Source organism: Mycobacterium sp. (assembly GCF_032159565.1).
Lineage (GTDB): Bacteria > Actinomycetota > Actinomycetes > Mycobacteriales > Mycobacteriaceae > Mycobacterium.
On the sequence record NZ_JAVHWR010000210.1, the window covers coordinates 1 to 25,397 of the forward strand.

The 25,397-nt window shown below is 66.3% G+C and carries 28 protein-coding genes; 11 read left to right on the plus strand and 17 right to left on the minus strand.

What is annotated here, in order from left to right; translation table 11 throughout:
* Both QOC76_RS28465 and QOC76_RS28470 read right to left on the minus strand, forming a co-directional pair.
* A partial coding sequence (locus tag QOC76_RS28465; protein WP_526362848.1) for an FAD-dependent oxidoreductase occupies positions 1-800 on the minus strand: 800 nt, incomplete at its 3' end.
* Positions 797-1,378, minus strand: a complete 582-nt coding sequence (locus QOC76_RS28470) for a TetR/AcrR family transcriptional regulator (protein ID WP_526362850.1) — start codon at positions 1,376-1,378, stop codon at positions 797-799. The genes QOC76_RS28470 and QOC76_RS28465, both read right to left, overlap by 4 nt.
* 20 nt (positions 1,379-1,398) lie before the next feature.
* On the opposite strand from QOC76_RS28470, the gene QOC76_RS28475 reads away from it, so the two are divergent.
* Both QOC76_RS28475 and QOC76_RS28480 read left to right on the plus strand, forming a co-directional pair.
* On the plus strand, positions 1,399-2,979 hold the full coding sequence (locus tag QOC76_RS28475) for an FAD-binding oxidoreductase (RefSeq protein ID WP_526362920.1): 1,581 nt from the start codon (positions 1,399-1,401) through the stop codon (positions 2,977-2,979).
* A gap of 20 nt (positions 2,980-2,999) precedes the next feature.
* The gene (locus QOC76_RS28480) at positions 3,000-3,881 is read left to right on the plus strand and encodes a diacylglycerol kinase (protein ID WP_526362922.1); all 882 of its coding nucleotides are present in this window, start codon (positions 3,000-3,002) and stop codon (positions 3,879-3,881) included.
* Between the two features lie 79 nt (positions 3,882-3,960).
* Here QOC76_RS28480 and QOC76_RS28485 read toward each other — a convergent pair whose 3' ends face one another.
* The 5 genes from QOC76_RS28485 to QOC76_RS28505 form a co-directional block, all read right to left on the minus strand.
* Positions 3,961-4,473 (minus strand): DUF3145 family protein, encoded by a 513-nt coding sequence (locus QOC76_RS28485; RefSeq protein WP_526362852.1) that lies wholly within the window; start codon positions 4,471-4,473, stop codon positions 3,961-3,963.
* A gap of 122 nt (positions 4,474-4,595) precedes the next feature.
* Positions 4,596-5,420 carry a serine hydrolase domain-containing protein gene (locus QOC76_RS28490; protein ID WP_526362854.1) on the minus strand — a complete coding sequence of 275 codons (825 nt, stop codon included), beginning with the start codon at positions 5,418-5,420 and terminating at the stop codon, positions 4,596-4,598.
* A gap of 10 nt (positions 5,421-5,430) precedes the next feature.
* Positions 5,431-6,378, minus strand: coding sequence for a homocysteine S-methyltransferase family protein (locus tag QOC76_RS28495; protein WP_526362856.1), 948 nt, complete (start codon positions 6,376-6,378; stop codon positions 5,431-5,433).
* A gap of 45 nt (positions 6,379-6,423) precedes the next feature.
* The gene (locus tag QOC76_RS28500) at positions 6,424-7,149 is read right to left on the minus strand and encodes a chemotaxis protein CheY (protein WP_526362858.1); all 726 of its coding nucleotides are present in this window, start codon (positions 7,147-7,149) and stop codon (positions 6,424-6,426) included.
* Positions 7,150-7,159: 10 nt separating this feature from the next.
* Positions 7,160-7,930, minus strand: a complete 771-nt coding sequence (locus QOC76_RS28505) for a dioxygenase family protein (protein WP_526362860.1) — start codon at positions 7,928-7,930, stop codon at positions 7,160-7,162.
* Positions 7,931-8,055: 125 nt separating this feature from the next.
* Here QOC76_RS28505 and QOC76_RS28510 point away from each other — a divergent pair, with 125 nt between their 5' ends.
* Both QOC76_RS28510 and QOC76_RS28515 read left to right on the plus strand, forming a co-directional pair.
* Positions 8,056-9,144 (plus strand): S-(hydroxymethyl)mycothiol dehydrogenase, encoded by a 1,089-nt coding sequence (locus QOC76_RS28510; protein ID WP_526362862.1) that lies wholly within the window; start codon positions 8,056-8,058, stop codon positions 9,142-9,144.
* Positions 9,141-9,770: an MBL fold metallo-hydrolase gene (locus QOC76_RS28515; protein WP_526362864.1), complete on the plus strand. Its 630-nt coding sequence runs from the start codon at positions 9,141-9,143 to the stop codon at positions 9,768-9,770. Before QOC76_RS28510 ends, QOC76_RS28515 begins: the two co-directional genes overlap by 4 nt.
* Here the strand turns inward: QOC76_RS28515 and QOC76_RS28520 are convergent.
* Positions 9,767-10,048: a winged helix-turn-helix transcriptional regulator gene (locus tag QOC76_RS28520; protein ID WP_526362866.1), complete on the minus strand. Its 282-nt coding sequence runs from the start codon at positions 10,046-10,048 to the stop codon at positions 9,767-9,769. The two genes, QOC76_RS28515 and QOC76_RS28520, sit on opposite strands and share 4 nt — an antisense overlap.
* Positions 10,049-10,144: 96 nt before the next feature.
* Between QOC76_RS28520 and QOC76_RS28525 the strand changes: the two genes are divergently transcribed.
* Both QOC76_RS28525 and QOC76_RS28530 read left to right on the plus strand, forming a co-directional pair.
* Positions 10,145-10,750: a carboxymuconolactone decarboxylase family protein gene (locus QOC76_RS28525; RefSeq protein WP_526362868.1), complete on the plus strand. Its 606-nt coding sequence runs from the start codon at positions 10,145-10,147 to the stop codon at positions 10,748-10,750.
* A 31-nt stretch (positions 10,751-10,781) separates the two neighbouring features.
* Positions 10,782-11,009 carry a tautomerase family protein gene (locus QOC76_RS28530; RefSeq protein ID WP_526362870.1) on the plus strand — a complete coding sequence of 76 codons (228 nt, stop codon included), beginning with the start codon at positions 10,782-10,784 and terminating at the stop codon, positions 11,007-11,009.
* A 182-nt stretch (positions 11,010-11,191) separates the two neighbouring features.
* Here QOC76_RS28530 and QOC76_RS28535 read toward each other — a convergent pair whose 3' ends face one another.
* Positions 11,192-11,926: an SHOCT domain-containing protein gene (locus QOC76_RS28535; RefSeq protein WP_526362872.1), complete on the minus strand. Its 735-nt coding sequence runs from the start codon at positions 11,924-11,926 to the stop codon at positions 11,192-11,194.
* 118 nt (positions 11,927-12,044) lie between these two features.
* Here QOC76_RS28535 and QOC76_RS28540 point away from each other — a divergent pair, with 118 nt between their 5' ends.
* Positions 12,045-13,154: a class I SAM-dependent methyltransferase gene (locus QOC76_RS28540; RefSeq protein ID WP_526362874.1), complete on the plus strand. Its 1,110-nt coding sequence runs from the start codon at positions 12,045-12,047 to the stop codon at positions 13,152-13,154.
* A gap of 10 nt (positions 13,155-13,164) precedes the next feature.
* Here QOC76_RS28540 and QOC76_RS28545 read toward each other — a convergent pair whose 3' ends face one another.
* Genes QOC76_RS28545 through QOC76_RS28555 form a run of 3 tightly spaced genes read right to left on the minus strand, consistent with a single transcriptional unit; the run spans position 13,165 to position 17,835 of the window.
* Positions 13,165-14,937, minus strand: coding sequence for an acyl-CoA dehydrogenase family protein (locus QOC76_RS28545; protein WP_526362876.1), 1,773 nt, complete (start codon positions 14,935-14,937; stop codon positions 13,165-13,167).
* Between the two features lie 10 nt (positions 14,938-14,947).
* Positions 14,948-16,702 (minus strand): Hsp70 family protein, encoded by a 1,755-nt coding sequence (locus QOC76_RS28550; RefSeq protein WP_526362878.1) that lies wholly within the window; start codon positions 16,700-16,702, stop codon positions 14,948-14,950.
* A 59-nt stretch (positions 16,703-16,761) separates the two neighbouring features.
* Positions 16,762-17,835: an NAD(P)H-dependent amine dehydrogenase family protein gene (locus QOC76_RS28555; RefSeq protein ID WP_526362880.1), complete on the minus strand. Its 1,074-nt coding sequence runs from the start codon at positions 17,833-17,835 to the stop codon at positions 16,762-16,764.
* Between the two features lie 201 nt (positions 17,836-18,036).
* Here QOC76_RS28555 and QOC76_RS28560 point away from each other — a divergent pair, with 201 nt between their 5' ends.
* A complete protein-coding gene (locus QOC76_RS28560; RefSeq protein ID WP_526362882.1) occupies positions 18,037-18,777 on the plus strand; it encodes an SDR family NAD(P)-dependent oxidoreductase in 741 nt (246 codons plus the stop codon).
* A gap of 6 nt (positions 18,778-18,783) precedes the next feature.
* Here the strand turns inward: QOC76_RS28560 and QOC76_RS28565 are convergent, their stop codons facing one another.
* On the minus strand, positions 18,784-19,338 hold the full coding sequence (locus tag QOC76_RS28565) for a hypothetical protein (protein WP_526362884.1): 555 nt from the start codon (positions 19,336-19,338) through the stop codon (positions 18,784-18,786).
* 114 nt (positions 19,339-19,452) lie between these two features.
* Here QOC76_RS28565 and QOC76_RS28570 point away from each other — a divergent pair, with 114 nt between their 5' ends.
* Positions 19,453-20,154, plus strand: a complete 702-nt coding sequence (locus QOC76_RS28570; protein WP_526362886.1) for a sensor domain-containing protein — start codon at positions 19,453-19,455, stop codon at positions 20,152-20,154.
* Positions 20,155-20,164: 10 nt separating this feature from the next.
* Positions 20,165-20,647, plus strand: coding sequence for a hypothetical protein (locus QOC76_RS28575; protein WP_526362888.1), 483 nt, complete (start codon positions 20,165-20,167; stop codon positions 20,645-20,647).
* Here QOC76_RS28575 and QOC76_RS28580 read toward each other — a convergent pair.
* The gene (locus QOC76_RS28580) at positions 20,644-21,270 is read right to left on the minus strand and encodes a TetR/AcrR family transcriptional regulator (protein ID WP_526362890.1); all 627 of its coding nucleotides are present in this window, start codon (positions 21,268-21,270) and stop codon (positions 20,644-20,646) included. The genes QOC76_RS28575 and QOC76_RS28580 overlap by 4 nt on opposite strands.
* Before the next feature lie 19 nt (positions 21,271-21,289).
* A complete protein-coding gene (locus QOC76_RS28585; protein ID WP_526362892.1) occupies positions 21,290-21,841 on the minus strand; it encodes a TetR/AcrR family transcriptional regulator in 552 nt (183 codons plus the stop codon).
* Positions 21,842-22,005: 164 nt separating this feature from the next.
* On the opposite strand from QOC76_RS28585, the gene QOC76_RS28590 reads away from it, so the two are divergent.
* A complete protein-coding gene (locus tag QOC76_RS28590) occupies positions 22,006-23,223 on the plus strand; it encodes a cytochrome P450 (protein ID WP_526362894.1) in 1,218 nt (405 codons plus the stop codon).
* A gap of 6 nt (positions 23,224-23,229) precedes the next feature.
* Here QOC76_RS28590 and QOC76_RS28595 read toward each other — a convergent pair whose 3' ends face one another.
* Complete coding sequence (locus QOC76_RS28595) at positions 23,230-24,318, minus strand: NAD(P)H-dependent amine dehydrogenase family protein (RefSeq protein WP_526362896.1); 1,089 nt, start codon at positions 24,316-24,318, stop codon at positions 23,230-23,232.
* Complete coding sequence (locus QOC76_RS28600; RefSeq protein ID WP_526362898.1) at positions 24,315-25,343, minus strand: Rieske 2Fe-2S domain-containing protein; 1,029 nt, start codon at positions 25,341-25,343, stop codon at positions 24,315-24,317. Before QOC76_RS28600 ends, QOC76_RS28595 begins: the two co-directional genes overlap by 4 nt.
* Between the last annotated feature and the right edge of the window lie 54 nt (positions 25,344-25,397).

The following is a 25,397-nucleotide window of genomic DNA, read 5'->3' on the forward strand; positions in this document are numbered from 1 at the left end:
AGATGTGTGCCACGGCTCGGCCGCAACGCGATCGAGGTGTCGACCTCCCCCGCCCACACCCCGCTGGCATTGATCACCGCCTTTGCTTTCGCCGCAAACGACTCACCCGTCAGTTGATCGGTCAACCGCACCGAGGTGCCGGTGGCGTCCGAGGCCGCGACCCGGGTCAGAATGACAGCGCCGTGCTGCGCGGCGGTTCGTGCGACGGCAGCGACCAGTCGGGCGTCGTCGATCAACTGCCCGTCGTAGGCCAGCAGCCCTCCGGACAGACCCTCGCGCCGGACGGCGGGCACCATGTCGATCGCGCGGCCCGCGGAGATGCGTCGTGACCGCGGCAGCGTCGAGGACCGGGTACCTGCCATGCAGCGCAGCGCGTCGCCGGCAAGGAACCCGGTGCGGACAAGCGCCCGCTGCGGGGTGCCCATGGCGGGAAGCAGCGGCACAAGCTGCGGCATGGCGCTCACGAGGTGAGGGGCGTTACGGCTCATCAGGATTCCGCGTTCGATCGCGCTGCGCCTCGCGATCCCGATGTTGCCGGTGGCCAGGTACCGAAGGCCGCCGTGCACGAGCTTGGAGCTCCACCGGCTGGTCCCGAAAGCCAGATCGTGCTTCTCCACCAACGCCACCGTCAGCCCGCGCGATGCGGCGTCCAAAGCGATTCCGGTTCCGGTGATGCCGCCGCCGATGACGACGACATCGAGCGGGCGGCGCGCACGCGAGGAGCAAGGCAGGCACCCGTCGGCCAGCTCCGCCAATTCGCGAGCGCGCCGAGATGCGTTGAGCGCGGTTGAGTTCGTCATGGCTTGAGGTATCCGTTCAGTGAATGGGCGAGTTCGAGGGCAAGTTCGTCGGCGTCGAGGATGGATTCGACGATTCGTGCGGACTGGATCGTCGACTGTGTGATCAGCAGACACATGGCGGCGAGTTGGCGCGGGTCGCCCGCGCGCACGCTTCCGTTGCGTTGGGCCGCCGTCAGCTCGGCGGCCACCGCGTCGATGAGGATCTGCTGGCTGGTGCCGAGCCGTTCGGCGATGTACACCATGGCCAGTTCCGGTGCGGATTGCAGCACCGACATGACGACGTCGTCGTGGCGGAGCCGTTCGGCAACGCCGACGATCCGCTCGACCAGCGCTTCGCGTCCGCTGCCGCGTGTCGGCACATCGCGCAGCACGCCGACGATCCGCGAGGTCAACAGCGCGGCCAGCAGGGCGCGGGTGTCTGGCCAACGGCGGTAGATCGTCGGCCTGCTCACCCCGGCCCGGCGGGCGATCTCGGCGAGGGTCACCCGGTCCACCCCGTAAGCCAGCACGCAGCTCGCCGCCGCGTCGAGGATCCGATCGCCGAGGTCCGGCGGTGTCTCGTTACTGATTGACAACATATGTAATACTGTAACGCATGATGAAGTGGGATGCATGGGGTGACCCGGAAAAAGCCAAGCCACTGTCTGACGGAATTCGGAGTCTGCTGACGCAGGCGCTTGGCACCGAGGCCTCGTCGCTTCCCAAATTGACCGCCGACCAGGTCAAACTGCGGCCGTCGGCGCTATCGCCTGCGGACCGCGAAGCGTTGGCCGACGTCGTCGGCGCAGACAATTGCGGCGTCGACGACCACGTCAGGCTTCTTCGCGCGGGCGGCAAATCAACTCTCGACCTGCTGCGACGCCGCAACACCGGAGTCCAGGAAGCCCCCGACGCCGTGCTGCTGCCCGGTGACGACGACGAGGTGGCCGAGATTCTGCGCATCTGCGGTCAGCGAAGCATCGCCGTCGTCCCCTTCGGCGGTGGCACCAGCGTCGTCGGCGGCGTCGACCCGCAGCGAGGCCAGTTCAAAGCGGTGATCTCACTTGACCTGCGCAGGCTGAACGAATTGCACTCCCTCGACGAGATCTCGGGAGAGGCCGTCCTCGGCGCGGGCGTCACGGGACCGGACGCCGAACGGCTCCTCGGTGAACGCGGCTTCTCCCTCGGGCACTTTCCGCAGAGCTTCCAGTTCGCGACGATCGGCGGATTCGCGGCGACCCGATCGTCCGGGCAGGACTCGGCGGGCTACGGGCGGTTCGACGACATGGTTCGCGGCCTGCGTGCCGTCACCCCCGCGGGTGTGCTCGATCTCGGCCGGGCGCCGGAGTCCGCCGCGGGCCCGGACCTGCGCCAGCTGCTCATCGGCTCCGAAGGCGTGTTCGGCATCATCACCCGCGTCCGCGTTCGCGTTCACCCGGCGCCTGCCGCCACGCGCTATGAGGCGTGGTCGTTTCCCGACTTCGCCGCCGGTGCAGAGGCGCTGCGTGCCGTCACTCAAACCGGCACCGGCCCGACGGTGCTTCGGCTCTCCGACGAGGCCGAGACCGGCGTCAACCTGGCCACCACCGAGAACATCGGCGAGGACACCGTCACCGGCGGCTGCCTGGCGATCACCGTGTTCGAGGGATCGGAGGAGCACGTCGCGAGCAGGCACGCCGAAACACGGGCGCTGCTGGAAGCCAACGGCGGCACTTCGTTGGGTGAGGCTCCGGCGCGCGCATGGGAGCACGGCCGCTTCAACGCGCCTTACCTGCGTGACTCGCTGTTGTCGGCGGGTGCGTTGTGCGAAACGCTCGAAACTGCGACCAGCTGGTCGGGCGTTCCCGCGCTGAAAACCGCGGTCACGGAGGCGCTGACGACGGCGCTGGCCGAAACCGGCACGCAGGCGCTTGTGCTGTGCCACATTTCGCATGTGTATCCGACCGGTGCGTCGTTGTACTTCACCGTCGTCGCCGGCCAACGCGGCAACCCGATCGAGCAGTGGCGCAAGGCGAAGACCGCCGCATCGGACGCGATGATGCGCAGCGGTGCGACGATCACCCACCACCACGCGGTCGGCGCGGATCACCGGCCGTGGATGCGTGCCGAGATCGGCGACCTCGGTGTGCAGGTGCTGCAGGCCGTCAAGGCGACGCTCGATCCCGCCGGAATCCTCAACCCCGGCAAGCTGATTCCGTGACCGGAAGCGGTCGGGTCACGATGCTGACCAACCCCGCCTCGGGGCACGGCAGCGCGCCGCACGCGGCCGAACGAGCGGTCGCCCAGCTGCACCGACGCGGCGTCGACGTCGTCGCAATCGCGGGCACCGACGCCGAGCATGCGCGACGGCTCGTCGACGGTGCGCTGGAGCGCGGGATGGATGCGCTCGTCGTCGTGGGCGGTGACGGCATCGTCTCACTTGCGCTGCAGGTGCTTGCGCAGACGGACATACCGCTCGGGATCATCCCGGCGGGTACCGGAAACGACCATGCGCGCGAATTTCGGTTACCCGCAAGAGATCCCGAAGCCGCAGCCGATGTCGTCGTCGACGGCATCACCGAAAGCGTGGACCTCGGCCGCATCACGGGTGCGGACGGCACCGACAAATGGTTCGGCACGGTGATGGCGGCCGGCTTCGACTCGCTGGTCACCGATCGCACCAACCGGATGCGGTGGCCGCACGGCCGGATGCGCTACAACGTGGCCATGCTCGCTGAGTTGTCCAAGCTGCGGCTGCTGCCGTTCCGAATGTCGTTCGACGGCGAGGAGCTGGAGACGGAGCTGACCCTCGCCGCATTCGGCAACACGAAGAGCTACGGCGGGGGCATGATGATCTGCCCGAACGCCGATCCCACCGACGGTCTGCTCGACGCGACCATGGTGGCCTCGGCTTCGCGCACGAAGCTGATTCGGTTGTTCCCCACCGTGTTCAAGGGGACCCACGTCGACCTCGACGAGGTGCGCACCGCGCGCGCCCGCACGATCACTGTCGACTCTCCCGGCATTAACGCCTACGCCGACGGCGAATACGTCTGCCCGCTCCCCGTCCAGGTGTCGGCAGTGCCGGGCGCGCTCAAGATTCTGCGGCCCATTAACAATTGAGACCGCTTGTGCGTTTTCGTACGGGGCTCGCCGACACTGCGTGCGATTTCGCACACTGGCAGGCAAGCCGCCGTGGAACCTAGCCGACGCCGCGGTTGAGCCAGCTCACCTCGCCGGTGTCGCCGCCGCTGCGGTAAGGCTCGAGGGCGTCGTCCCATGCGGTGCCGAGCACCGAGTCGAGTTCGGCCGCGAGCATGTCCGCGCCTGCGGACATCAGCGACCGCAGCCGCATCTCGGCGACCATCACGTCGCCGTTGGCGCTCATCGCGCCGCTCCACAACCCGAGCTGCGGGGTGTGGCAGAAGCGCTGCCCGTCCACGCCGGCGCTGGGATCCTCGGTCACCTCGAAGCGCAGCACGGACCACGACCGCAAGGCGTTGGCGAGCTGCGCGCCCGCGCCGACCGGACCAACCCAGTTGGTGACCGCACGCAACTGTCCGGGCATCGCCGGCTGCGGGGTCCAGGTCAGATTCGCCCTCGACCTGAGGGTCGACGACAACGCCCACTCGACATGCGGGCACACGGCCGCTGGTGAGGCGTGGATATAGACCACGCCCGTCGTCGACTCGGCAAACTGGTTTGACGCACGCATCTGCTACTCCTTCGGCTCCACGAGGGACGTCTTCCCCAACGACCTGGTGAATGCGATGAGCTGCAGTTGTGTCGTACGTGCCTATTGTGCCTTGTGAGGCCCCTGTTGCGCTAGTCCCCGGGCTATTTGCTACCGAATTCGGCGATGACGGCCTCGGACAGCGTCGGCCAGGGCTCGTACGCCCAGTCGCCGAATTCGCGATTGGTCAGCACGATCAGCGCCAGGTCGCGGTCCGGGTCGACCCAGAGAAACGTCCCTGACTGGCCGAAATGCCCATACGTGCTCCGGGAGTTGGCCGATCCCGTCCAATGCGGTGACTTGGCGTCCCGGATCTCGAACCCAAGGCCCCAGTCGTTGGGCCGCTGCACCCCGAAGCCGGGCAGCACCCCGTCGAGCCCGGGAAATTGCACGGCGGTGGCCTCGGCGTGCATCTGGGCCGACACCAGCGCGGGTTTGAGCAGGTCAACAGCAAAGACGGCGAGGTCGGCGGCTGTCGATGCGCCGCCGTAGCCCGCGGCCTCGGCGCCGCCTCGGAGTTCGCTGGACCCCATGCCGAGCGGCTCGAAGACCGCCTCAGCCAGGTAGCGGCCGAAATCGATGTCCGCCTCCTTGGCCACCGTCTGCGCCGCCACACCGAATCCGTAGTTGGAGTAGATCCGGCGCTTTCCCGGCGCCGCCATCACCTGATCGGTGTGCATCGAGTAGCCGGAGGTGTGCGCCAGCAGATGCCGCACCGTCGATTCCGGTGGACCGGCAGCGGTGTCCAGCTCGACGACGCCTTCTTCGACCGCGATCTGCACGGCGCGAGCGACCAACGGCTTCGTCACCGACGCCAGCTCGAACCGGTGCGCGGTGTCCCCGTACTCGGCGATCACACCGGTGGGCCCGACCACCGCGGCCGCTGCAGTCGGAACCGGCCAGCCGGCGATCGCTTCGAGGGCAGACATCGGCAGGAGCCTAGTTGGCCGTCCACGCCGAGACGATGGCGGCCACATGGCGTGCGTCCGTGCCGCAGCACCCGCCGAGCACCCGCACTTCGGGCAATCGATCCTGCAATGCGGCGTGTTGGGCGCCGAGCTGCGCCGGGTTGCCCTCATCGAGCTCGGTCGCCTCGTCGAGCTCCGCATGGCTCCTGGCCGAGGAGTTGGCGCGCAGCCCGACCAGCCGACGCCGCCAGGGCCCGTCGTGTGCCAGCGCGGACGAAAAGTGGGTCGGGTGGGCGCAGTTGACCATGAAATACGCTGCGCCCGCACCGGTTTCCGCGTCGACCTGTTCGATCGCGTCGTACAGCGGCTGGCCCGTCGGCAGCTTGCCGTCGGTCTCCACGGTGAACGACATGACGGCCGGAATGCCTGCCTCGGTAGCTGCGCGCACTATGCCTGTCGCCTCGTTGGCGTTGGTGATCGTCATCGCAGTGACCTGGTCGGCAGACGTGTGGGCGAAGGTCCCGATCTGCACCGAGTGGTAGCGCTCGGCTTCTTCGGCCGTCATCGCGCTGTCCGGGTTGTAGCCGTCGCCGCGTGGTCCGACGCAGCCGCTCACGACCGCGGGAATTCCGCGCGCGGCCGCTGCCGCGCGAACCTCCTCGGCGAGATCGACCGCCGCGCGGTTGGCGTCGTCGAGCTGCGCAGGCGAGTAGCCGAGTTCGCGGGCCCAGTCGGGGTTCGCGCGCCATGTCGGCGTCTCCACCACGAAGCCGCCGCCGTGTCTGCGCGCGATGTCGAGGTACCCGTCGTAATAGCGGCGCAGCCGGGCGCGGGTATCGGGCTGCGCGAGCAGTGGAAACGCTGCGAAGCACGGCAGGTCGCGACCGTCGTGGAAGACGAGCTCGGTCTCCAAGCCACCGTCTGTCACGAAGACGCGGTTGGTCGTCAGTTGAGGCAACGGCCGTCGGAGCCTTGTCATAGCCGAGAACGCTAGGACGCCGCGAGCGCGACGGGCGTGGGTTGATCAGATACGTCCGTCGGCGGCGTCGGTGTCGATCACCACCCCCGTGATCACAACCCAGCGCCGCATCGACTCCGTCCACGACTGCAGGTGTTCGGCGTCGGCACTCGAGTGCAGCGCCAGCCGATAGAGGTCACCGGCGTACTCGAGCGGTACCCGCTCATCGAGCACCGGCAGAAGCGCGTCGTCGAGCAGCCGGTAACCCTCGGCAACGCGCGATTCCACCAGTGCGACGACGCCGTCGACCACGCGGCCGAGCACGGCGAGTGTCGTGTCGGCCGTGTTCGCGACCGCCCGGCGCAACGCGGTGGCCGACCGGGTCAGCGTGACGAAGTCGCCGTCGACGAGTGCGGTCGCGGCGTCGACATAGGCAAGATAGGCGTCCGTTTCGGCCCCGGGCACACCTGCGAGCAGGCCTCGCGCACGATCCGCCCAGAGTCGTGACAGCGCCTGGTGTCCGCGAGCATGCCATTGCAGCGCCAGAACCGTGGCCTTCGTCGCGGCGGCGGTGGGATCGGTTCGCGCCCATCTGTCGTAGGCGCGCTCGGCCAGCCGGACCGCCTCGCTTCCATAGCCGATGCGCCAGGCGGCGGCTCCGTAGGCGTCGAGGTCGTCGGTCGGCATGGATCCGAGTCCGTCGGCGCGGACGAAGGCCCCGTAGCTCGCGCGCCAGTCCTTGCGTCGGTGCGCGTCTCGCGCCTCGGCGAGGAAGTCGGTCAGTGTGTCCATGGCACGTCCATCACACCAGTTGAATCGACCGCTTCGCCAGGCCCATCCAGTAGCCGTCGATGATCTGTCGGGGCGCCTGCTCCGGGTCGCCGGACGCGCCGAGCGCCACGAACAGCGGCGCGAAGTGCTCGATCGTGGGATGGGCGTACGGCATGCCGGGGGCCTTGTGCCGGAAGTCGATGAGGCCGTCGAGATCTCCCGTCGCGAACCGCTCGGCGGCCCAGGCGTCGAACTCCACCGACCAACCCGGAGGGGTGGCGTCCGGCGACGGGTCGTCAAGGAACGGCAGACCGTGGGTGGTGAAGCCGGACCCGATCACCAGCACCCCGTCGTCACGCAGCGGTCGGAGCCGTTCGCCGAGGTGCAGCAGCCGCTGCGGGTCCAGGGTCGGCAGGGAAATCTGCAGCACCGGAATGCCTGCGCCGGGATACATGACGGTCAGCGGCACGTACGCGCCGTGGTCGAGCCTGCGGTGCGGATCGTGCGCGACGGGTTCGCCGTCGGGCATCAACGCCTCGACCGTCGCGGCCAAGGCGGGCGCGCCCGGCGCATCATAGGTGACGTCGTAGTAGCGCTGCGGGAAGCCCCAGAAGTCGTAGGTTAGCGGCGTCTCGGCGGCGGTCGAGCCGATCGTCAGCGGCGCGGCCTCCCAATGTGCGGATACGACGAGGATCGCTTTCGGGACGGGGAGGCTCGCGGCCCAGGCCGCGAGCTGCGACACCCACAGTTCGTCGTCGACGAGCGGCGGTGCACCGTGGCTCAGATAGAGGACCGGCGTCATAGGTACAGGTTTCCATCATCGGGCCGCCGATGTGTTCCACTATCGGCCCATGACCGTGCACCATTGTCGGCTCGCCGACGTGCACCACTGTCGGCTCGCCGACGTGTCCCGCTAAGGTTTGACTCATGGGTCAAACAGTGCGCGGAGTGATATCGAGGAAGAAGGGTGACCCGGTCGAGGTGGTGGATGTCGTCATCCCCGACCCCGGCCCGGGTGAGGTGGTGGTCGACATCCAGGCTTGCGGTGTCTGCCATACCGACGTGACCTATCGCGAGGGCGGAATCAACGACGAGTATCCGTTCCTGCTGGGCCACGAGGCCGCGGGCATCGTCGATTCGGTCGGCGAAGGCGTGACGAACGTGGAGCCAGGGGACTTCGTGATCCTGAACTGGCGCGCGGTGTGCGGGCAGTGCCGCGCCTGCAAGCGGGGCCGTCCGCATCTGTGCTTCGACACCTTCAACGCCGCGCAGAAGATGACCTTGACCGACGGCACGGAACTGACTCCGGCGCTGGGTATCGGCGCGTTCGTGGACAAGACGCTGGTGCACGAGGGGCAGTGCACGAAGGTCGATCCGGCGGCCGACCCCGCTGTGGCCGGGCTGCTGGGCTGCGGTGTGATGGCCGGCATCGGTGCGGCGATCAACACCGGCGCGGTGAACCGGGACGACACCGTCGCCGTGATCGGTTGCGGCGGAGTGGGCGACGCGGCGATCGCCGGTGCCCGGCTGGTCGGGGCGAAGCGGATCATCGCCGTGGACACCGACAACAAGAAGCTGGAGTGGGCGCGAGGCTTCGGCGCCACCCACACCATCAACGCCAAAGAGCTGGACCCGGTGGCGACCATTCAGGACCTGACCGACGGCAACGGCGCCGACGTGGTGATCGATGCGGTTGGCAGGCCGGAGACCTGGAAGCAGGCGTTCTATGCCCGCGATCTGGCGGGAACCGTTGTACTGGTTGGCGTTCCGACTCCGGACATGAAGCTGGAGATGCCGCTGGTCGACTTCTTCGCCCGCGGCGGCGCGCTGAAGTCGTCGTGGTACGGCGACTGCCTGCCCGAGCGCGACTTCCCCACCCTGATCAGCCTGTATTTGCAGGGCCGGCTTCCGTTGGAGAAGTTCGTCTCCGAGCGCATCGGCCTCGAGGACATCGAGGACGCCTTCCACAAGATGCATGCCGGTGAGGTGCTGCGCTCGGTGGTGGTGTTCAAGTGAACGGCGGCCCGATACAGCGCGTCGTCACCCATGGCACGTTCGAACTCGACGGCGGCAGTTGGGAAGTCGACAACAACGTCTGGGTCGTCGGCGACGAGAACGACGTGGTGGTCTTCGATGCCGCGCACGACGCAGGCCCCATCGTCAACGCCGTCGGCGGCCGCAATGTGGTCGCGGTCGTCTGCACGCACGGCCACAACGACCACGTGACGGTGGCGCCCGAACTCGGGGACGCGCTGGACGCTCCTGTGCTGTTGCACCCCGCCGACGACGTGCTGTGGCGGATGACGCACCCGGACAAGGATTTCCGCGCCGTCGGCGACAAGGAGACGTTGCGGGTGGCAGGCACCGAGCTGCACGCCCTTCACACGCCGGGGCATTCGCCGGGGTCGGTGTGCTGGTATGCCCCGGAGCTGGGTGCGGTGTTCAGCGGCGACACGCTGTTCGAAGGAGGACCGGGCGCGACGGGCCGGTCGTACTCCGACTTCCCGACGATTTTGGATTCCATCGCGGGCCGGCTCGGCAAGTTGCCGGGCGACACCGTCGTCTACACCGGACACGGCGACTCCACCACCGTCGGCGACGAGATCGTGCACTACGACGAATGGGTGGCCCGGGGCCACTAGCCTTCCGCCTTGCGCCCGGACGTGGTGGCCCATTGCTCTGACCATGCTTGGAGATTGACGAGGGTCTCCATCAGGCTGCGGCCACTTTCACTGAGCCGGTAGCCGCCATCCTCGTGATTGACGGTTCCGAGCTCGCGTAGGTCTTTCAGCCGCGCGTTGAGCGAGCCGGGATTGGATTCGCACGCCTCCTGAAGCGCGCGAAAAGTCAGGGGGCCGTCGCGAAGTTCCCATAACACACGCAGCGCTCCGCGACGGCCCAGTACGTCCAGAACGACCATGATCGGTCGCCCTGTGGACGAGCCTCGTGCGGGTCGACCGACCTTCGGACTATCCATGCTTTACATTTTGTAGCACATGTGGGTACGGTGGCAACCATGACACGCTATAAGATTAATAGCGCACGGGTTGATCCGGCGCCCTCGCCGCTTCCGGCCGACATCCAAGACTCCATAGATGCCATCATGCGGGGCAACGACCCGCTGGTTCTCTTCACCACGTTGGCCCGCGATCGTCGGCTCTTCTACAAGCTGTTCAGCGCTGGGCTTCTCGATCGGGGCCACCTGGACATTCGGCAGCGCGAGATCGTGATCGACCGCGTGACGGCGCAGTGCGGTGCCGAGTATGAGTGGGGTGTTCACGTAGCGGCGTACGCCACCAAGGCCGGGTTGGACGATCGACAGATCGCATCACTCGTGAGAGGCGATGCCAGCGAAGATCTTTGGGCCGACGAGGACCGAGTCCTGATAGCACTATGCGACAGCCTGCGCGATTTCTGCACTGTCGACGACGACCTGTGGGACAGCCTCACGAATTACTACTCGGACGAGGCGATCATCGAATTGCTCATGCTCGCCGGCTTTTACCGCATGGTGAGTTACCTCGTCAACGGACTTCGGCTGCCGCTCGAGCCGAATACGCCGCGCTTCGCAGACCTTCCCGATGCCGGTCAGCGAGATAGTTCCGGCAAGCAATTCCGCTGACCGGCTGGAGAATAAACAGAAGGAGAAGACGATGCCGTTCGTCAACGTGAAGGTCATCGAGGGAGTGTTCTCGATGGCTCAGAAGCAGGACATCGTACGCAGCGTGACCAATGCCATGGTCGAGATCGAGGGCGAGAACATGCGGCCGGTCACTTGGGTTGTGGTCGAGGAGATCGCCAGTGGCGACTGGGGCGTCGCCGGTACTCCGCTGCACACCGCCGATGTCAAGGCACTCGCCGCGGGTCAACCCGTCGGCTAGCGATCGCCGCTGCGAGCGGACGGCCCGAAGACGGACCGTCCGCTGTCGGCCCGACTGGTTGGCCCGGGGCCACTAGCCTCCCGCCTCACGCACGCTCGTGGCAGCGTGAGCGTGCACGCTTGCACGGCGATCTGCCGCGTGTCACGGAGCAGACACGCACGCTCGCGGTGAGAGAGAAGCCGTTAGGTGTTGAGGATCCGGCGCTTCTCGGCCTGGAACTCCGCTTCGGTCAGCGCGCCGGAATCCCGCAGTCCCGCCAGGGTTCTGAGCTGCTCCAGCCGAATCCCGTCGTCGGCAGGCTTATGCGGACCCCTGATTCCGTACGAGTTGGCGACATCGAACGTCGGCTGGACGGGGACGGCCGGTGTCGGGCGTTTACCGCTTTTCACCGCATAGATCATCGCCGCCGTCAGCGCGAGCAGGCCGATGACGAAGAGGCCGGCGAAGGCCCACATCAGCATGCTGTTGGAGGAGTCGTGCCCGAATGCCAGTTGCGGATTGATGTAGCCGTTGACATTGCCGTCGGTGGTGATGTGGTAGGTGCCGTCGGCCGGAATCCGGACCGCCCACACCCGGATGTGGGCGTCGTTGTTGACGCTGGTTGTGGTGCCCCAGCTCTGGGTGACCTCGGGCTGCGCTACGCCCTCGGGCGGAGAGATGGTCAGGCGCAGCTGCGGGACGGGTAGGCCGCCGCCGCTGGGACTGCCGATGGTCTGGGTGTGGAAGCTGACCGTCGCCTGGCCTGCAGGAAGATGCAGGCTGCTCGAACCCGGGATCGGCACCTCGCCGTAGGCGTCGTATTCATCGAAGACGAAGGCGTTCAGCACCATCGTCACGATGAAGCCGACGACGGCCACCACCAGGGTCAGAATCGACGCGAGGATGAAGATTCGCGGCGCCGTCCGTCGGCCAGTCATGGGCGCAGTCTGTCACGCTCCCTTCGCGCCGCGGCCCCAATCATCCAGGACGACACCCCGGCCGGGAGCCCGGAACCGAACTGGCCGCTGTGCGACGACGACGGCTACCGTTGTCGCCATGCCCGAGAAGCCGTCGGCCGTACCCGAGTCGAGCGTGGTGGTCCGACCCGAGCCGATCGACAGCGAGACCTACACCGTCAGCTCGCGGTTGCAGGCCGCTGGACTGCGTCCCGCAATAGCGCTTTTCGAGCAGGCCGCCGACACGGTGCCGATCCCCCGGCCGCCGCAGCCGATCGTCATCGCCGACTACGGCGCGTCGACGGCACACAACTCGTTGCTGCCCATCTCGGCGGCACTCCCGGTGCTGCGCAATCGGACTCGGCCGGACCATTCGATCCTGGTCGTGCACACCGACGTGCCGGACAACAACTTCTCCGTGATGTTCGACACGCTCTCCGACGACCCCGACACGTATCTGCGCAAGGACGCCGCAACGTTCGCGTCCGCGGTCGGGCGGTCGTTCTACAGCCAGATCATCCCGTCGAACAGCGTCCACCTGGGCTGGTCGTCGTGGGCGATTCAGTGGCTGAGTCGGGTCCCCGCACCCATCCCCGACCATGTGCAGGTGGATTACAGCGCCGACGACAACGTGCGCGCGGCATACGCGAAGCAGGCCGCGCACGACTGGCACGAGTTCGTCGCGTTCCGCGGTCGCGAGTTGTGCCCGGGAGGCCAACTCGTGGTGCTGACGATGGCCCTCGACGAGCACGGCGAGTTCGGTTACCGGCCGCTGCTCGACGCCCTGGTCGAGGTGCTCGGCGAACTGACCGCCGACGGTCTGCTGACCGAGCAGGAAGTGCGTCGCATGTGCCTGCCTGCCGTCGGCCGACGGGAGGCGGATTTCCTGGCCCCGTTCGCGCCGTCGGGCCGGTTCGAGCGGCTCTCCATCGAACACCTCGAGGTGTTCAACGCCGAGGACCGGTTCTGGATGCAGTACCAGATCGACCACGACGCACGCGCCTTCGCCGCGCTGTGGGCGGCCTTCGTCAGGTCTGCGATATTCCCCACGTTGGTCACCGCGCTCGCGGACGGCCGCAACGACCCACGCTCGTCGCAGTTGTTCGACCGGCTGGAGGCGGGTATCAGTGAACGGCTGGCGGCCAACCCCGAGCAGATGCAGATCCCGTTCGCCAAGCTGGTGCTGACCAAACACGGGAGGGCCAAGTGACGCGATCCTGTCAGGGACGCATCTCGTAGGCGCCGTCGTAGGCCTTGACCCTCTCCCACACGCGGTCGAAGCGCTGTGCGTCGGAGACCGGTTTGCGAATCGCACTGAGCGCCCAATCCTGCTGCGCCTGCGTTGAGCTCGACTTACCGTGCAAGGCAACGGCGTAAGTGCTGAAGTCGCGAATCTGGAAGTCGAAGATCTGGTCGACGATGTCGTCGTCGACGCCGGTCAGCGCCGCCTGCTCGAGGATCAGCTGGCCGTACACGATCAGCGAGAAAAGGTGCCCGACGTTGAGCAGGAAGTCCAGATCCTTCTGTTGCTCGGCATCCGGGGTGGCCGTGACCAGTAACTGCTTGAACGCCTGCGCCTGCTCGTAGAACCGCGCGACGTTCGGGATCTCGAGATGCTTCTCGTACGCCGGCGCCCAGTCGGCGAACTGAACCTTGCCGGCGCCGCGTGTCGGTCCCTGATTCCAGAAGAACTCGTCGTCGGCGGGATCGTTGCGGGTCGGGATCTCCGGATACTCCGTGGGGTTGAGCATGTAGTTCGGCATGAACTTCAGCACGAGGCCGACGTTCACGTGCACCGTGCCCTCCAGTCGGGGCAGCGCGCCGATGAGCTGCGCCACCTCGCGGAACATCGTGTTCTTCTCATATCCCTTGGCGGCGACCACATCGTGCAGCGCCCGCATGATGTTCTCGCCCTCCATCGTGACCTTGGCTTTGGTGACGGGATTGAACAGCAGGTAGCGCCTGTCTTCGAGGCTCGCGCTGCGCAGGTAGTCGACCGCACGCTGGCTGAACATTTTCATCGCCACGATGCGGGCATAGGAGTCGACGAAGTTGGCCCGCACATGCGCGAAGTCGGTCACCGGGTTGCCGTACAGGATCCGGTTCTGCGCGTGCGTGATCGCCTCGTAGAAGGCGTGTTCGACCATCCCGATGGAGCACGTACACAGGTTGAACTTTCCGATGTTCACCGTATTGAGTGCGGCCGCAAAGGCTTCCACGCCGGTATGCAGGATGTCTTCCGCGCGCACAGGATAGTTCTCCAGCCGGAATGTGCTGACGTAGATCTGCATGTGCACGACGTTGTCGACAAGGTGATAGTTCTCGTGACGGCTGTCGGCGGCGAAAAAGACGTAGGCGTCCTGCCCTTCGGCATCGTCGCGACGGCCGAAGACAGACACCATGCTGGCGACATTGCCGTTGCCGATGTAGTACTTCTCCCCCGTCGCGCGATAGAGGATTCCGTTGGCGCGGTCCTCCTCGCTCGCGGGCGTGAGCACCATGTCGGTGTTGTACACGTCGGCGCCGTGTTCGCGCTCGGACAACCCGAAGGCCATCACCTCGCCGGCATCGAGGTCGTCGGCCGCCTTGAGCTTGGCGTCCTTGTTCTCGCTCTGCCAGATCGGGCCGAGGCCGAGGATGGTGACCTGCTCGGTGTACCAGTACGTCAGCCCGTAGAAGCCGAAGATCTCCGACAGTGCCGCGTTGCGGGCGGCGTCCCAGCGCTTGTTCGACACTCCAGTGCTTGTGGTGCTCCTCTCGTCCTCTCTTGCGAATTCGGACGGCGTCAGGAACGTCGCGAACAACCTCTCGCGCTTGACGAAGTCGACGAAGTCGGCAGGCCACACCACCTTGAGGTCGTCGTCGAGCAAGCGTTTCTTGCCCTGCCCCTCGAAGAAGTCGATCGTCGCGCGCAGTAGCCGTCGAGTCTCGGCGTCGAACTGCTGCGGGTCATAGGTGTTCGGGTTGAACAGCAGGCCGTCCGTCTGTGTCATGAACGAGAGCCTAGGGAGCCGGAGGTATTACGGGTGCCGGAACGAAGGGTAGGCCCGGGATGGTGGGGTAGTTCGGGATTAGTCGCGGCGGGCTCGACGGGGGCTGCGACGGCGGCGGCTCCGGCGACGCCGGCGGCGGCGGAGCCTCTGATGTCGGCGGCGGAGGCGCCGCGCTGGTGGGCGGAGGCGGCGGCGGCTCCTGGGTTTGCGTGACCGTCTCCGGTCCGGGGGTGATGGTCTGGGTCACCGGTGGCGGCGCCTCCGACGGCGGCACCTCGCTCGCAGGCGGCGGAGCCTCGGATGCCGGCGGTGGAACGGCCGCCGTGGTCGTAGCCGTCGTGGTCGTCGACGACGGCGACGGCGTGCTCTCGTTGTTCCGCAGCACGAACCACACCGCCAACGCGATGGCGAGCAGCGCCACCACCAGGCCCGCGATCAGCAGGGCGAACGGACTTCGCCGCCGCTCGGCCTCGTACTGGTCGGTTTCCGGTTCGAACCGCATCGGCGGACGCGGGCCGGCCATCCCGTCGGTGGGGGCCGCGCCCGCGTAGTCGTACTGATCGGTCGACGCAACCAGATCGGGAACGTCGTCGGCCTCAGACCAGGCCAGCCCTGAGGACGGGCCGGCGCCCATGTCATCCGGGTGGACCTCCGGCGCCATCTGGGTGGCCGCCACCGCGGCGGCCGCCGCGGCCGGCGGACTCAGCGCTTCGGCCAAGGCCGTCGCACCCTCCTCGGCCGTCCCGCGGGCGGCGTTCAGGCCGCCGCCGATCGCGGCGGTCAATTCTGGCTGCGCGGTGGTGACGACCGGGACACCGAAGTGCTCCGACAGCGTCGTCGTGATGAGCGGGATGCGCGCGCCGCCGCCCGCGGAGGCGACGGCGGCCAGGGCGCGCACGCCGTTGCGGTCAAGGGTCTCCTGCAGGGCGCCGGCGAAATCGGTCAGCGGGTGCCGGATCGAGTCGTCGAGCTCGTTGCGGGTGAGCCGGACCTCGCCACGCTGTCCGGGCAGTTCGGCGACCAGCGAGGTGGCCGCCGTGGTGGACAACCGCTCCTTGGCGGCCCGGCACTGGGTGCGCAGCCTGCTCAGCGGACCGATCGCGGACGTGCCCGTCATGTCGGCGGATCCGGCATCGGGCAGGCCCTCGAGGACCTGCGTCAGCACGGCCGTGTCGATCAGGTCGCCGGACAAGTCGGCGTAGCGCACCGTCTCGCCGACCGGTTGGCCGGCGCCGGCGTCGACCAGCGTGATGCTGGTGCCGCTGCCGCCGAAGTCGCAGAGGGCGATCACGCCGCTGGTCGGCAGGCCGGGATCGTCGCCCAACGCTGTGACAGCCGCCGTCGCGTCTGAGACCAACGCCGTCGTGGCGAATTCGCGCGTCTGGGAAAGAGCCCCGCGCAGCGCCTCCACACTGGCAGGGCGCCAATGCGCGGGGTGGGTCACGACGACGGGGTCCCCGGCCCCTCGGCCGTTGCTCACCTCGTAGAGAAGCGCGCGCAGCGCCTCGGCGAGCAGAACCTCACCGCGGTGGGTGCTGCCGTCGGGTGCCACGATGCCCACCGGATCGCCGACGCGGTCCACGAAATCGGTGATGACCACGCCGCGGTCGTCGGCGTTCAGCCTGGGATTCTCGCCGGCCACGCCGACCTCGAGCGGCCGGTTCGGAAAAAGGGTCACCACGGCGGACCGCGTCACCGCGGCCCGGCCCACCGCTATCGCCGTCAGGTTGGTGGCGCCAACCGACAGCCCTACTCCATCAGCCATGTCAATCCAATCTCGCGGCCAACCCTATCGTTCATCCTGGACGGGCTCGCGTGCGTTACTCAGCGGACGGTGCCGATCCCGGCGATCAGCGGCAGGTCCAAAGGGGTCACCCAGCCCGGCGACAGGTCGTTGACAGCGGGTACCGCGTTGAGCGCACGCATTCCTGTCGCCAGGCAACCCGCGGCCGCGGCGTCCCGGCCGGAGTCGTCGGTGAATCGAAATGCCGTCTCCTGGAAAATGCTTGGGGTGCCCTCGATATCGACGCGGTACACGTCGTTCTGGTTGCCGGTCGGCCAGTCAGGGGCGGCGTCGTCGCCGATGCGGTTGACGTGTTCCAGCTGAATTCGGGTTTCACCCTGGTAGACGCCGTTGATGGTGAACCGCACGGCGGCGACGTTGCCCGCGGAAATGACGCCCTTGGCTGATTTGCGTTCGGTGGGAGTCACCCATTTGTCGTAGGTGGTGGTGATCTCGTCAAGCATGATGCCCGCCGCATGCGCGATCATGGGAACTGTTCCGCCCCAGGCGAATACGAGGATATCAGGGGTTTCGAACATCGCCTTCTTCTCGGCCGGCCTGCCGATGCCCATCTCCCGCTCGTAGTCCCCGGTGTAGTTGGTGTAGTCCAGCAACTCCGAAGCCCGTACCGTCCGAACCTCCGAGCAGAGCCCCATCAACGTCATCGGGAACAGGTCGTTGGCGAAGCCAGGATCGATGCCGGTGGTGAAGCACGACGATTCGCCCAGTTCGCACGCCTCGGTGATGGGTGCGATCCAATTCGGCGGGTTCAGATGCATGGTCGGCCAGACCCACGGCGTCATCGCGGTCGAACAAACATCGATGCCGGCGCGTAGGAAACGGGTGATCAGCGCGATGTTGTCCTCGGCGTGGGCCGCCGTCGGGCCGTAGTGCACGAGTGCGTCGGGCTTGAGGTCGATGAGAGCGTCGACGTCGTCGGTGGCAGTGAGACCCAGCGGCGCGCGCAGACCGCAAATCTCACCGACGTCGCTGCCGACCTTGTCGGGATTGCTGACACCGACGCCGACCAGTTCGAACAGTGGATGCTTGACGACTTCGGCGATAACCATCTTGCCGACAAAGCCGGTGCCCCACACCACAATCCGCTTGGTCATCTATTGCCTTTCATCTGTTTGCATGCCGCGTCCCCACCCTGCAGCCTGACGCATCCGAAGGTGGTCACGGTTGCCGGCGCCACCGCAACAAGCGGCCGCTCGGTGCGCTGCTCATCGCGCTCAAGCCGGGTTGGCGGGCTCATCAACCGCTGACCCTAGCCCACAGGGAATTTTCGCCCGCAGAGTTGGCTTTACCACGTCATGACGAACCTGCAAGGTCGCCGGGCACTGGTCACCGGCGCATCCCGTGGCATCGGCGCCGAGATCGTGCGGCGACTGGCCGCCGACGGCGCAGCCGTCGCCTTCACTTATGGCAAATCGGCCGAGGAGGCCGAAAAGCTGGTGGCCGAGGTGACCGCCGGCGACGGTACAGCGGTCGCCATCCAAGCCGACAGCGCCGACGCCGAGCAGGTCGCGAAGTCGGTCGATGACGCGGTGGCTGCGCTGGGCGGGTTGGACATCCTGGTGAACAACGCCGGTATCGCGACCCTTGGAGACATCGAGACGTTCGCGCTGGCCGAGTTCGACCGGCTGGTAGCAGTCAATGTCCGTGCCGTCTTCACCGCGACTCAGCGGGCGGTCCCCCACCTCGGCGCTGGTGGACGGATCATCAACATCGGCAGCATCAACGCCGACCGGGTACCCGTGCCGGGCCTGGCGGTGTACGCGATGACGAAGGGTGCGGTCGCCAGCCTGACGCGTGGGCTGGCTCGCGAGTTGGGGCCGCGCGGGATCACCGTCAACAATGTCCAACCAGGGCCCATCAATACCGACATGAATCCCGATTCCGGCGAAATCGCCGAGGGCGCAAAGCAAATGATGGCAATCGGTCGTTACGGTCAACCGAGTGACGTTGCGGCCGTCGTGGCCTATCTGGCCGGGAGCGACACGGGGTACATCACCGGGGCGAACTGGAACGTGGACGGCGGCTTCACCGTATAGCGGTCATCACCTGCACAGGCGGTTGCCTGCCGGTTCGCACACCAGCGGATAGCGGTCGACGGGGATCGGGAGCGGCTTTTCGAATGCGAGCGTGAACGGCGTCTTGGTCATGCCCGGTGCCGCGCCGCAGACCGCGGTGTGGAGAGACGTGTGGGTGCCGGTGAGCGACACGTCGTCGAACTTGTAGGTGTCGACAGTGGGCGCCGTGCTGCCGTCCGCACACTGAAACCCGTCGGTCTTATTCGTCGTAAGGGCCCACGTCCCGCTCGTCAGCGTGGCGTCTCCGCCCCAGTTCAGATTGTTCAGCTCGAATGTGTTCTTGGCCGGAGTCGCGCTGACGACCTTCAACTTGCAAGCCACCGGCAATTCCAGCGGGACCCGCAGGTCGCCCACGGTTGGTGTGCATAGCGGGTAGATCGTCCACTCCGCAGCAGGCGAACCCTCGGCATTGAACGTGTAGATGCCCTCCATGACGTCGTCCGCCGACGACGGGCCCGCGGTGCTCAGTGCCGCACCCACCAGAACGACGGCAATGCCCAGCAGACGAGCGATCGTCCCCATGTCCCCTCCTCAGGCCATTGCAAGGAGTATCACAGTGCCGCCCACCGGCAGCAAGGATCAGCCACCGTCTGGCGATCACCGCCGCAGAGAGCCTGTACGTCTTAGACTCCCGCCATGACCAGGCCGGTGCCGGTGTTCGCGCTCTGTGCGGCTATCGCGTTCGGCGTGCTGACGACGGGCTGCACCAGCACCGTGCAAGGCGCCGCCGTCAAGCCCCGCTCCTCCGTGCCCGCCGACGATGTGCCCGCGCTCCTGGACGCCGACCTGGAGGGCCTGATGCTCAGCAACAGCGCGCTGAACAAGATCTCGGGCGTTGAGTTGGAGTCGTTCTATTCCGCCGCGGAGATGAACGACAACGCCGATCTGGTGACCGATAGGGATTGCCTCGGCGCGATCTACCCGGGTGAGGACGCCGTGTACGCCAACACCGACTGGACCGCGATCCGCGACGAGCTGCTTCTGGAGGCCAGCGGTGAGGACGACGGGCGGCTGGTCGAGCAGACGCTCGTCCTCTTCGACACCTCCGACAAGGCGGTCGAATTCTTCGAGGCGTCCAAGGACACCTGGCGCAAGTGCGCGCAGATCAAGGACATCGAGGTCGAGGACGGGGCGTGGGTGCCGGACCAGGTCCAAGACGTCGACGAGCGCACGATGTCACTGAAAGCCGCGGTGAGCGGTTCCCTCGAGGGGACGTGCCAGCACGCGATGGGGGTGGTTTCCAACCTCATCGTCGAGGGCTTCTCCTGTGACGCCGACGATCACGACGATGCCCAGAAGGTCGCCTCGCAGATTCTCAAGGATGCGGCCGAGCAGTAGGACGGCGCGCGTGTGCGCGTCGCTGACCGCACTCGTCCTGCTGCCGTCCTGTGCCACAGGCGGTCACGGCAGCGCACCGCCTTCGACGTCTTCTGCCGCCGCGACAACCACCGTCGTCCTGGCTACCTCGCCCATCCCGCACCCGAAGAACTGGTTCGACTTGCAGGTCGGTGACTGTTTGACCGAGATTCCCGCGATCGAGGCCGGCGCCGTGACCACCACGGTCGTCGACTGTGCGACGCCGCACGAGGCGGAGGTGTACCTCCTTGCGCCGTTGAAGGTGGACACGGCGATCGATCAGGTCGCCGGTGAGAAGTGCGCCACGGGGTTCGTCGACTACACCGGGCAGCCTTTCAACGGCAGCGCCTTCCGGGTGACCTATCTCATCGACTCGAATCAGGACCGGACGACGAACAATCCCACCCCGAGTACCGCCATCTGTTTCCTGCAGTCCGCCGACGGCGGGCCGCTGACCAAGTCGGCGCGTTTCTAGGTGGTCCGATACCGGTCGACGTAGGCGGCGACCACGTCGGTCAGGGCGCGCAGTTCTCGGCTGACGTCGACGGGTCCCCGCACCGCCATCTTGGCGACCATCGCCCCCATCAACGCCGTCCAGATCAGATTTCCGACCGCGTCGGCGCGGTCGGGCTCGAGCCCGTCGGCGACATATCGGCCGAGACGGGTGAGCGTGGAGAACAGTTCGAGGAGATGCTTTTGGTCGACGTCGGCGCGTCCGGAGCGTGTCGCGATCAAAATCTCCAGTGCGGCAATCGATGTCGGACTCAAGAACGCATCGGCGACCGCACTGACCACCAGCTCGGCCCTCGCATGGCCGGCCGTCGAGGCCAATTCCGGTTCCATGCCGCGCAGTGTTTCCAGGAGTTGGCCAAACCCCTCGTCCACCACAGCCATCAGCAGGCCGTCTCGGTCGCCGAAGTGATACTGGATCACTCCCCACGTGACACCTGCCCGCTCGGTGATGTGCTTGGCGCTCGCGGCGTTGAAACCCTCCTCGATGACACACCGCACGGTTTCGTCGATGACCATCGCCCGTGTGCGGTCCGCACGGAGTTGTTTTCCGTTGACGGGTCGACGTGGCGAGACGTTGGTGGCCATGGTTGTGATTCGATTCTATTCACGGAGCGAACGCAGGAGAGATGAAGCGCTTCACCATCTGACGCTCGACGTCTGCATCGCTGACAGGCCAGTACAACAGCGACAGCACGATACGGACGATCCACTGAGCAGCCTCGGTGTCGTCGTCGGTCAACCCGTTGAGGTCGGTTGCGAAGCGGGCCACCACAGGAGATTCGGTGAGCCAGGCCCTTTCCTCTGCACCCCGAATCGCGCTGAACATCAACTGGCCCAGCGGATCCGATCGAATCTCTTCGAGCGCCACCGTGATCGCGGTGATGACCCGCTGCGCGCCGGCCAGCCCGTCGACGGCCTTTCGCACCACGTCGACGATCCGACCTGCCGAGCGCTCCATCACGGCGTCACGGATCTGGCGCTTGCCGCCGGTGCAGCGGTAGATCGTCGCTCGGGAGCAGTGCACCCGGGATGCCAGTGCGTCGATGTCGAATGCGTCCATGCCATCCCGCGCGATCATGTCTGTCGCGACGGCATAGATGCGCTCGGCCGCGGCAGTGCGTCGATCACCACCGACGAGCCAGTCGCTGCGAGTCACAGCCTCAACTTTCTCACCTTGAGACGAATTTGGCCAGAATTCTCACCGCTGGTGCAGGTCGGAGCCGTGGCGTGAGACGACCTACCACATGCCGATCGACCTGCACTTTTCAACTTCACCGCCCACCGTTGACGCGGCGCCGCCGCCCCGATCAGCCTTGAGGGATGCCGGTGCGCGGAGATCAACTTGGTATCGAGCTATTCGACGACGAATTCGTTCAGGATCCCTATCCGCTGTATGAGCGCATGCATGCGGCAGGGCCGGTTCACCCCATCGCAGACTCCGGGTTCCACGCGGTGAGTGGTTGGGACGCGGTCAACGACGTCATCGCCCGGCCGGAGGACTTTTCCTCGAACCTGACCGCCACGATGACATACCAAGGCGGCAAGGTGGGTGCCTTCCGGATGGGCGAACTCGGCGACGAGATTCATGCTCTCGCAACTGCGGACGATCCAGCCCACGCTACGCACCGAAGAGTGTTGGTGCCGCAATTGGCGGCGAGGCGAATCAACGCGCTCGAACCGTTCATCGAAGAAACCAATGGCCGATTGTGGGACGAAGGCGTGCAGGCCGGCGTCATCGAATGGATGACGGCAATGGCCAACCGGCTGCCGATGATGATCGTCACGCGGCTCATCGGTGTGCCCGACGTGAACATCGAGCAGCTGGTGCGCTGGGGCTACGCCACCACCCAACTGGTGGAAGGACTCGTCGACCAGAACCGACTCGCCGATGCGGGCGTTGCGGTCATGGAGCTCTCCGGTTACATCGGTGAACACTTTGCGCGGGCGGCCGCCGACCCGCACGACGATCTGCTCAGTGACCTCGCAACGGCCTGTGCGTCAGGCGAATTGGGGGAAGTGGCAGCGATGACCATGATGATCACGCTGTTCAGCGCCGGTGGCGAGTCGACCGCATCGTTGATCGGGTCCGCTGCCCATGTCTTGGCGGATCACCTCGACGTCCAAGAGCGGGTGCGCGAAAACCCCGAACTCCTCGGCACTTTCCTCGAAGAGGTGCTGCGCTACGAACCGCCGTTCCGGGGACACTATCGCCACGTGCTCAACGACACGACACTCTGCGGTGTGGATCTCGGCGCGGGATCACGTCTCGTGCTTCTGTGGGGCGCGGCCAACCGGGATCCCTCACATTTCGAGAATGCCAATGAGTTTCGGCTGGACCGCACGGGCGGGAAGGGGCACATCAGCTTCGGAAAGGGAGCGCACTTCTGTGTCGGGGCGGCGCTCGCGCGGCTGGAGGCCAGGGTCGTCATCGGCGAGCTCCTCAAGCGCACGTCGCACATCGAGGCGACAGACACCGGACGGTGGCTGCCGAGCCTGCTCGTGCGCAGGCTCGAACGGCTACAGCTGCGCGTCGCTTGAGCCGCGTCACAGCTTGAAGCGACCGGCGAATCCGCGCAGCGGCAGATCCGCGCTTGTCACAAGTCCCGGCGGGGCGGCGACCACCGACCTGATCGCCGCAAGGGCGGGCATCCCGGTGACCGTCATACCGATCGACGCGAAGTTGTCCGGATTCGACAGGTCGACGCCCGGCTTCGGGAAGATCATGTGCTTGTTGTAGACGCACGGGTCGCCCTTGATCGCAGTGATGTAGCAGCCCTTGATATCCCAGCTCGGATCCGTGTGCGGAGTCATCTGCCACTCGAGGTGTGTCTCCACCCTCGGCACACCGTCGACCATGCCCTGGTAACGGATGTAGTTGCCGCCAAGCGATCCCTTGGGCAGCGAGTACCAGCCGAGGTCGACATCCTTGGTGCACGCACCCAACTCATAGGTGAACTTGACCTCGTCGAGTTCCAGGTCGAAGCAGTCGGCCATCATCAGCACGCTGTCGGCGAAGACGCGGGTGTAGCGCTCCAGCTTCCCCGGAATGCTCGGATCGTCGACGGGCAACCCGTAACCGACCTCGATCCAGGTGTCCTTGCTGTGGTGGCAGGACACATCGACGGACTCGATCGTCGTGACGTTCTCGATCTCGGCGACATCGGCCGAACAGACCACACCGAGAATCTGATTCAAGCCGGGATTCATGCCCGTCCCGTAAAAGGTCGAGCCGCCCTTCTCGCAAGCGTCAGTTAACAACTGGGACACCGGCTTGCCGGACCGGTGCGGGTGGTTGGTGTCGCGATGCCAGCCGGTGATCCAGTCAGCCGTGGTGACGATGTCGATGCCCGCCTCGAGGACTTTCACATAGAGATCCTCGTCAGGGAAGACACCGTGAAACGTCAGCACGTCGGGTCTGGCCGCGATGATCTCCTCGACGGTGCCGGTGGCCTTCACGCCGTTGGGCGCCAAGCCGGCCAGCGCGCCTGCGTCCTTGCCGACCTTCTCCGGCGAGTAGCAGTGCACGCCGATCAGTTCCAGATCGGGCTGATCGGCGATGCGCTTGATCATCTCCGAACCGACGTTGCCCGTCGCGACTTGAAACACACGAATCGGCTTGGCGGTGAGGCTCATTCGGTTCGACCTTTCTGTGCATACACTTCGGCGGCGCTGCCACCGATCCCGTCGGGATAAAACTGCTTGGCCCAGTTGCGGATGGCGGTGAAGCCCTGCTGCTCGGCGCCTGCCAGCGCGGGCGGATCCGAATAGCGCTGGTGTGCCCAGATGTGGATGTCCTGGGTGAACTGCCGGATGATCTCGTGTCCGAAATCGCGCGCCTTGGCCTCCGCCTTCGGCGAGTCGTCTCCTGCGCGGCGGCCGATGTAGACCATGAAGCGGACATCGGATGTGTTCTCGTCTACCGGCGTGACCGCCGAGATGGTCCGGTTGTCGACCATCCCCCAGCTCTTCGTCACAGCGATTCCCAGACCGCCGTTGATGGCTTCGACGCCACTGCGGACGTCGTCGATGGTCTGGTTCTCGTCACCTTCGAAGGTGATCGTGAAGTCGACGTAGGACACCGGCTCGTCGAAATCGTGGCGGGTGAAGACCGGAACGATCGGAGTCTGGTGCACGTACTTGAAATGTGCGAAGTCGACACCGTTTTCGAGGACGTACTGCGGATGCATCTCCAACGTCTCGCGGTACAACCGCTGTTGGGGGTAGTAGTCGGCGGCGGCGCTGCCATCGGAGAAGCCCGCGAAGATGTCGGGTGCCTCGAAGTAGGGGTCGCGGCCCTCGATGTCATGCCAGATGTAGGCCGATTCGTTGCGTTCGACCACCGGGAACGTGCGGATGCGACGGCCGCGGTTCGGCCGGTCCTGATACGGGATGCACACGTTGCGGCCGTCCTGATTCCACTGCCAACCGTGGAACGGACACTGCAGGACCTCGCCCACCACATGTCCGCCATAGCCGAGGTGCGCGCCCAGATGTCCGCAATAGGCGTCCATGACGGTCAGCTGTCCTGATTGCGCACGCCACGCGACGAGGTCTCTGCCGAAGTACTTCATCCGGTGCACGTCGCCGACCTTGATCTCGTCTGACCAGGCGACCTGGAACCATCCGGTCGGCTTCATCGACAAAGGCGGCTTGGCCATGACTCGAAATCATAGAGTATTCAATGTAAAGCGTGAAACCCCGAGCTTGGGCGT

Coding starts and splice junctions, on each gene's coding strand:
- QOC76_RS28590 (WP_526362894.1), top strand. CDS start 22,006: ATGCCGGTGCGCGGAGATCAACTTGGTATCGAGCTATTCGACGACGAA.
- QOC76_RS28540 (WP_526362874.1), top strand. CDS start 12,045: ATGCCCGAGAAGCCGTCGGCCGTACCCGAGTCGAGCGTGGTGGTCCGA.
- QOC76_RS28580 (WP_526362890.1), bottom strand. CDS start 21,270: ATGGCCACCAACGTCTCGCCACGTCGACCCGTCAACGGAAAACAACTC.
- QOC76_RS28525 (WP_526362868.1), top strand. CDS start 10,145: ATGACACGCTATAAGATTAATAGCGCACGGGTTGATCCGGCGCCCTCG.
- QOC76_RS28480 (WP_526362922.1), top strand. CDS start 3,000: ATGCTGACCAACCCCGCCTCGGGGCACGGCAGCGCGCCGCACGCGGCC.
- QOC76_RS28570 (WP_526362886.1), top strand. CDS start 19,453: ATGACCAGGCCGGTGCCGGTGTTCGCGCTCTGTGCGGCTATCGCGTTC.
- QOC76_RS28475 (WP_526362920.1), top strand. CDS start 1,399: ATGAAGTGGGATGCATGGGGTGACCCGGAAAAAGCCAAGCCACTGTCT.
- QOC76_RS28530 (WP_526362870.1), top strand. CDS start 10,782: ATGCCGTTCGTCAACGTGAAGGTCATCGAGGGAGTGTTCTCGATGGCT.
- QOC76_RS28565 (WP_526362884.1), bottom strand. CDS start 19,338: ATGGGGACGATCGCTCGTCTGCTGGGCATTGCCGTCGTTCTGGTGGGT.
- QOC76_RS28550 (WP_526362878.1), bottom strand. CDS start 16,702: ATGGCTGATGGAGTAGGGCTGTCGGTTGGCGCCACCAACCTGACGGCG.
- QOC76_RS28545 (WP_526362876.1), bottom strand. CDS start 14,937: ATGACACAGACGGACGGCCTGCTGTTCAACCCGAACACCTATGACCCG.
- QOC76_RS28510 (WP_526362862.1), top strand. CDS start 8,056: ATGGGTCAAACAGTGCGCGGAGTGATATCGAGGAAGAAGGGTGACCCG.
- QOC76_RS28470 (WP_526362850.1), bottom strand. CDS start 1,378: ATGTTGTCAATCAGTAACGAGACACCGCCGGACCTCGGCGATCGGATC.
- QOC76_RS28555 (WP_526362880.1), bottom strand. CDS start 17,835: ATGACCAAGCGGATTGTGGTGTGGGGCACCGGCTTTGTCGGCAAGATG.
- QOC76_RS28520 (WP_526362866.1), bottom strand. CDS start 10,048: ATGGTCGTTCTGGACGTACTGGGCCGTCGCGGAGCGCTGCGTGTGTTA.
- QOC76_RS28500 (WP_526362858.1), bottom strand. CDS start 7,149: ATGGACACACTGACCGACTTCCTCGCCGAGGCGCGAGACGCGCACCGA.
- QOC76_RS28505 (WP_526362860.1), bottom strand. CDS start 7,930: ATGACGCCGGTCCTCTATCTGAGCCACGGTGCACCGCCGCTCGTCGAC.
- QOC76_RS28490 (WP_526362854.1), bottom strand. CDS start 5,420: ATGTCTGCCCTCGAAGCGATCGCCGGCTGGCCGGTTCCGACTGCAGCG.
- QOC76_RS28485 (WP_526362852.1), bottom strand. CDS start 4,473: ATGCGTGCGTCAAACCAGTTTGCCGAGTCGACGACGGGCGTGGTCTAT.
- QOC76_RS28600 (WP_526362898.1), bottom strand. CDS start 25,343: ATGGCCAAGCCGCCTTTGTCGATGAAGCCGACCGGATGGTTCCAGGTC.
- QOC76_RS28495 (WP_526362856.1), bottom strand. CDS start 6,378: ATGACAAGGCTCCGACGGCCGTTGCCTCAACTGACGACCAACCGCGTC.
- QOC76_RS28595 (WP_526362896.1), bottom strand. CDS start 24,318: ATGAGCCTCACCGCCAAGCCGATTCGTGTGTTTCAAGTCGCGACGGGC.
- QOC76_RS28535 (WP_526362872.1), bottom strand. CDS start 11,926: ATGACTGGCCGACGGACGGCGCCGCGAATCTTCATCCTCGCGTCGATT.
- QOC76_RS28560 (WP_526362882.1), top strand. CDS start 18,037: ATGACGAACCTGCAAGGTCGCCGGGCACTGGTCACCGGCGCATCCCGT.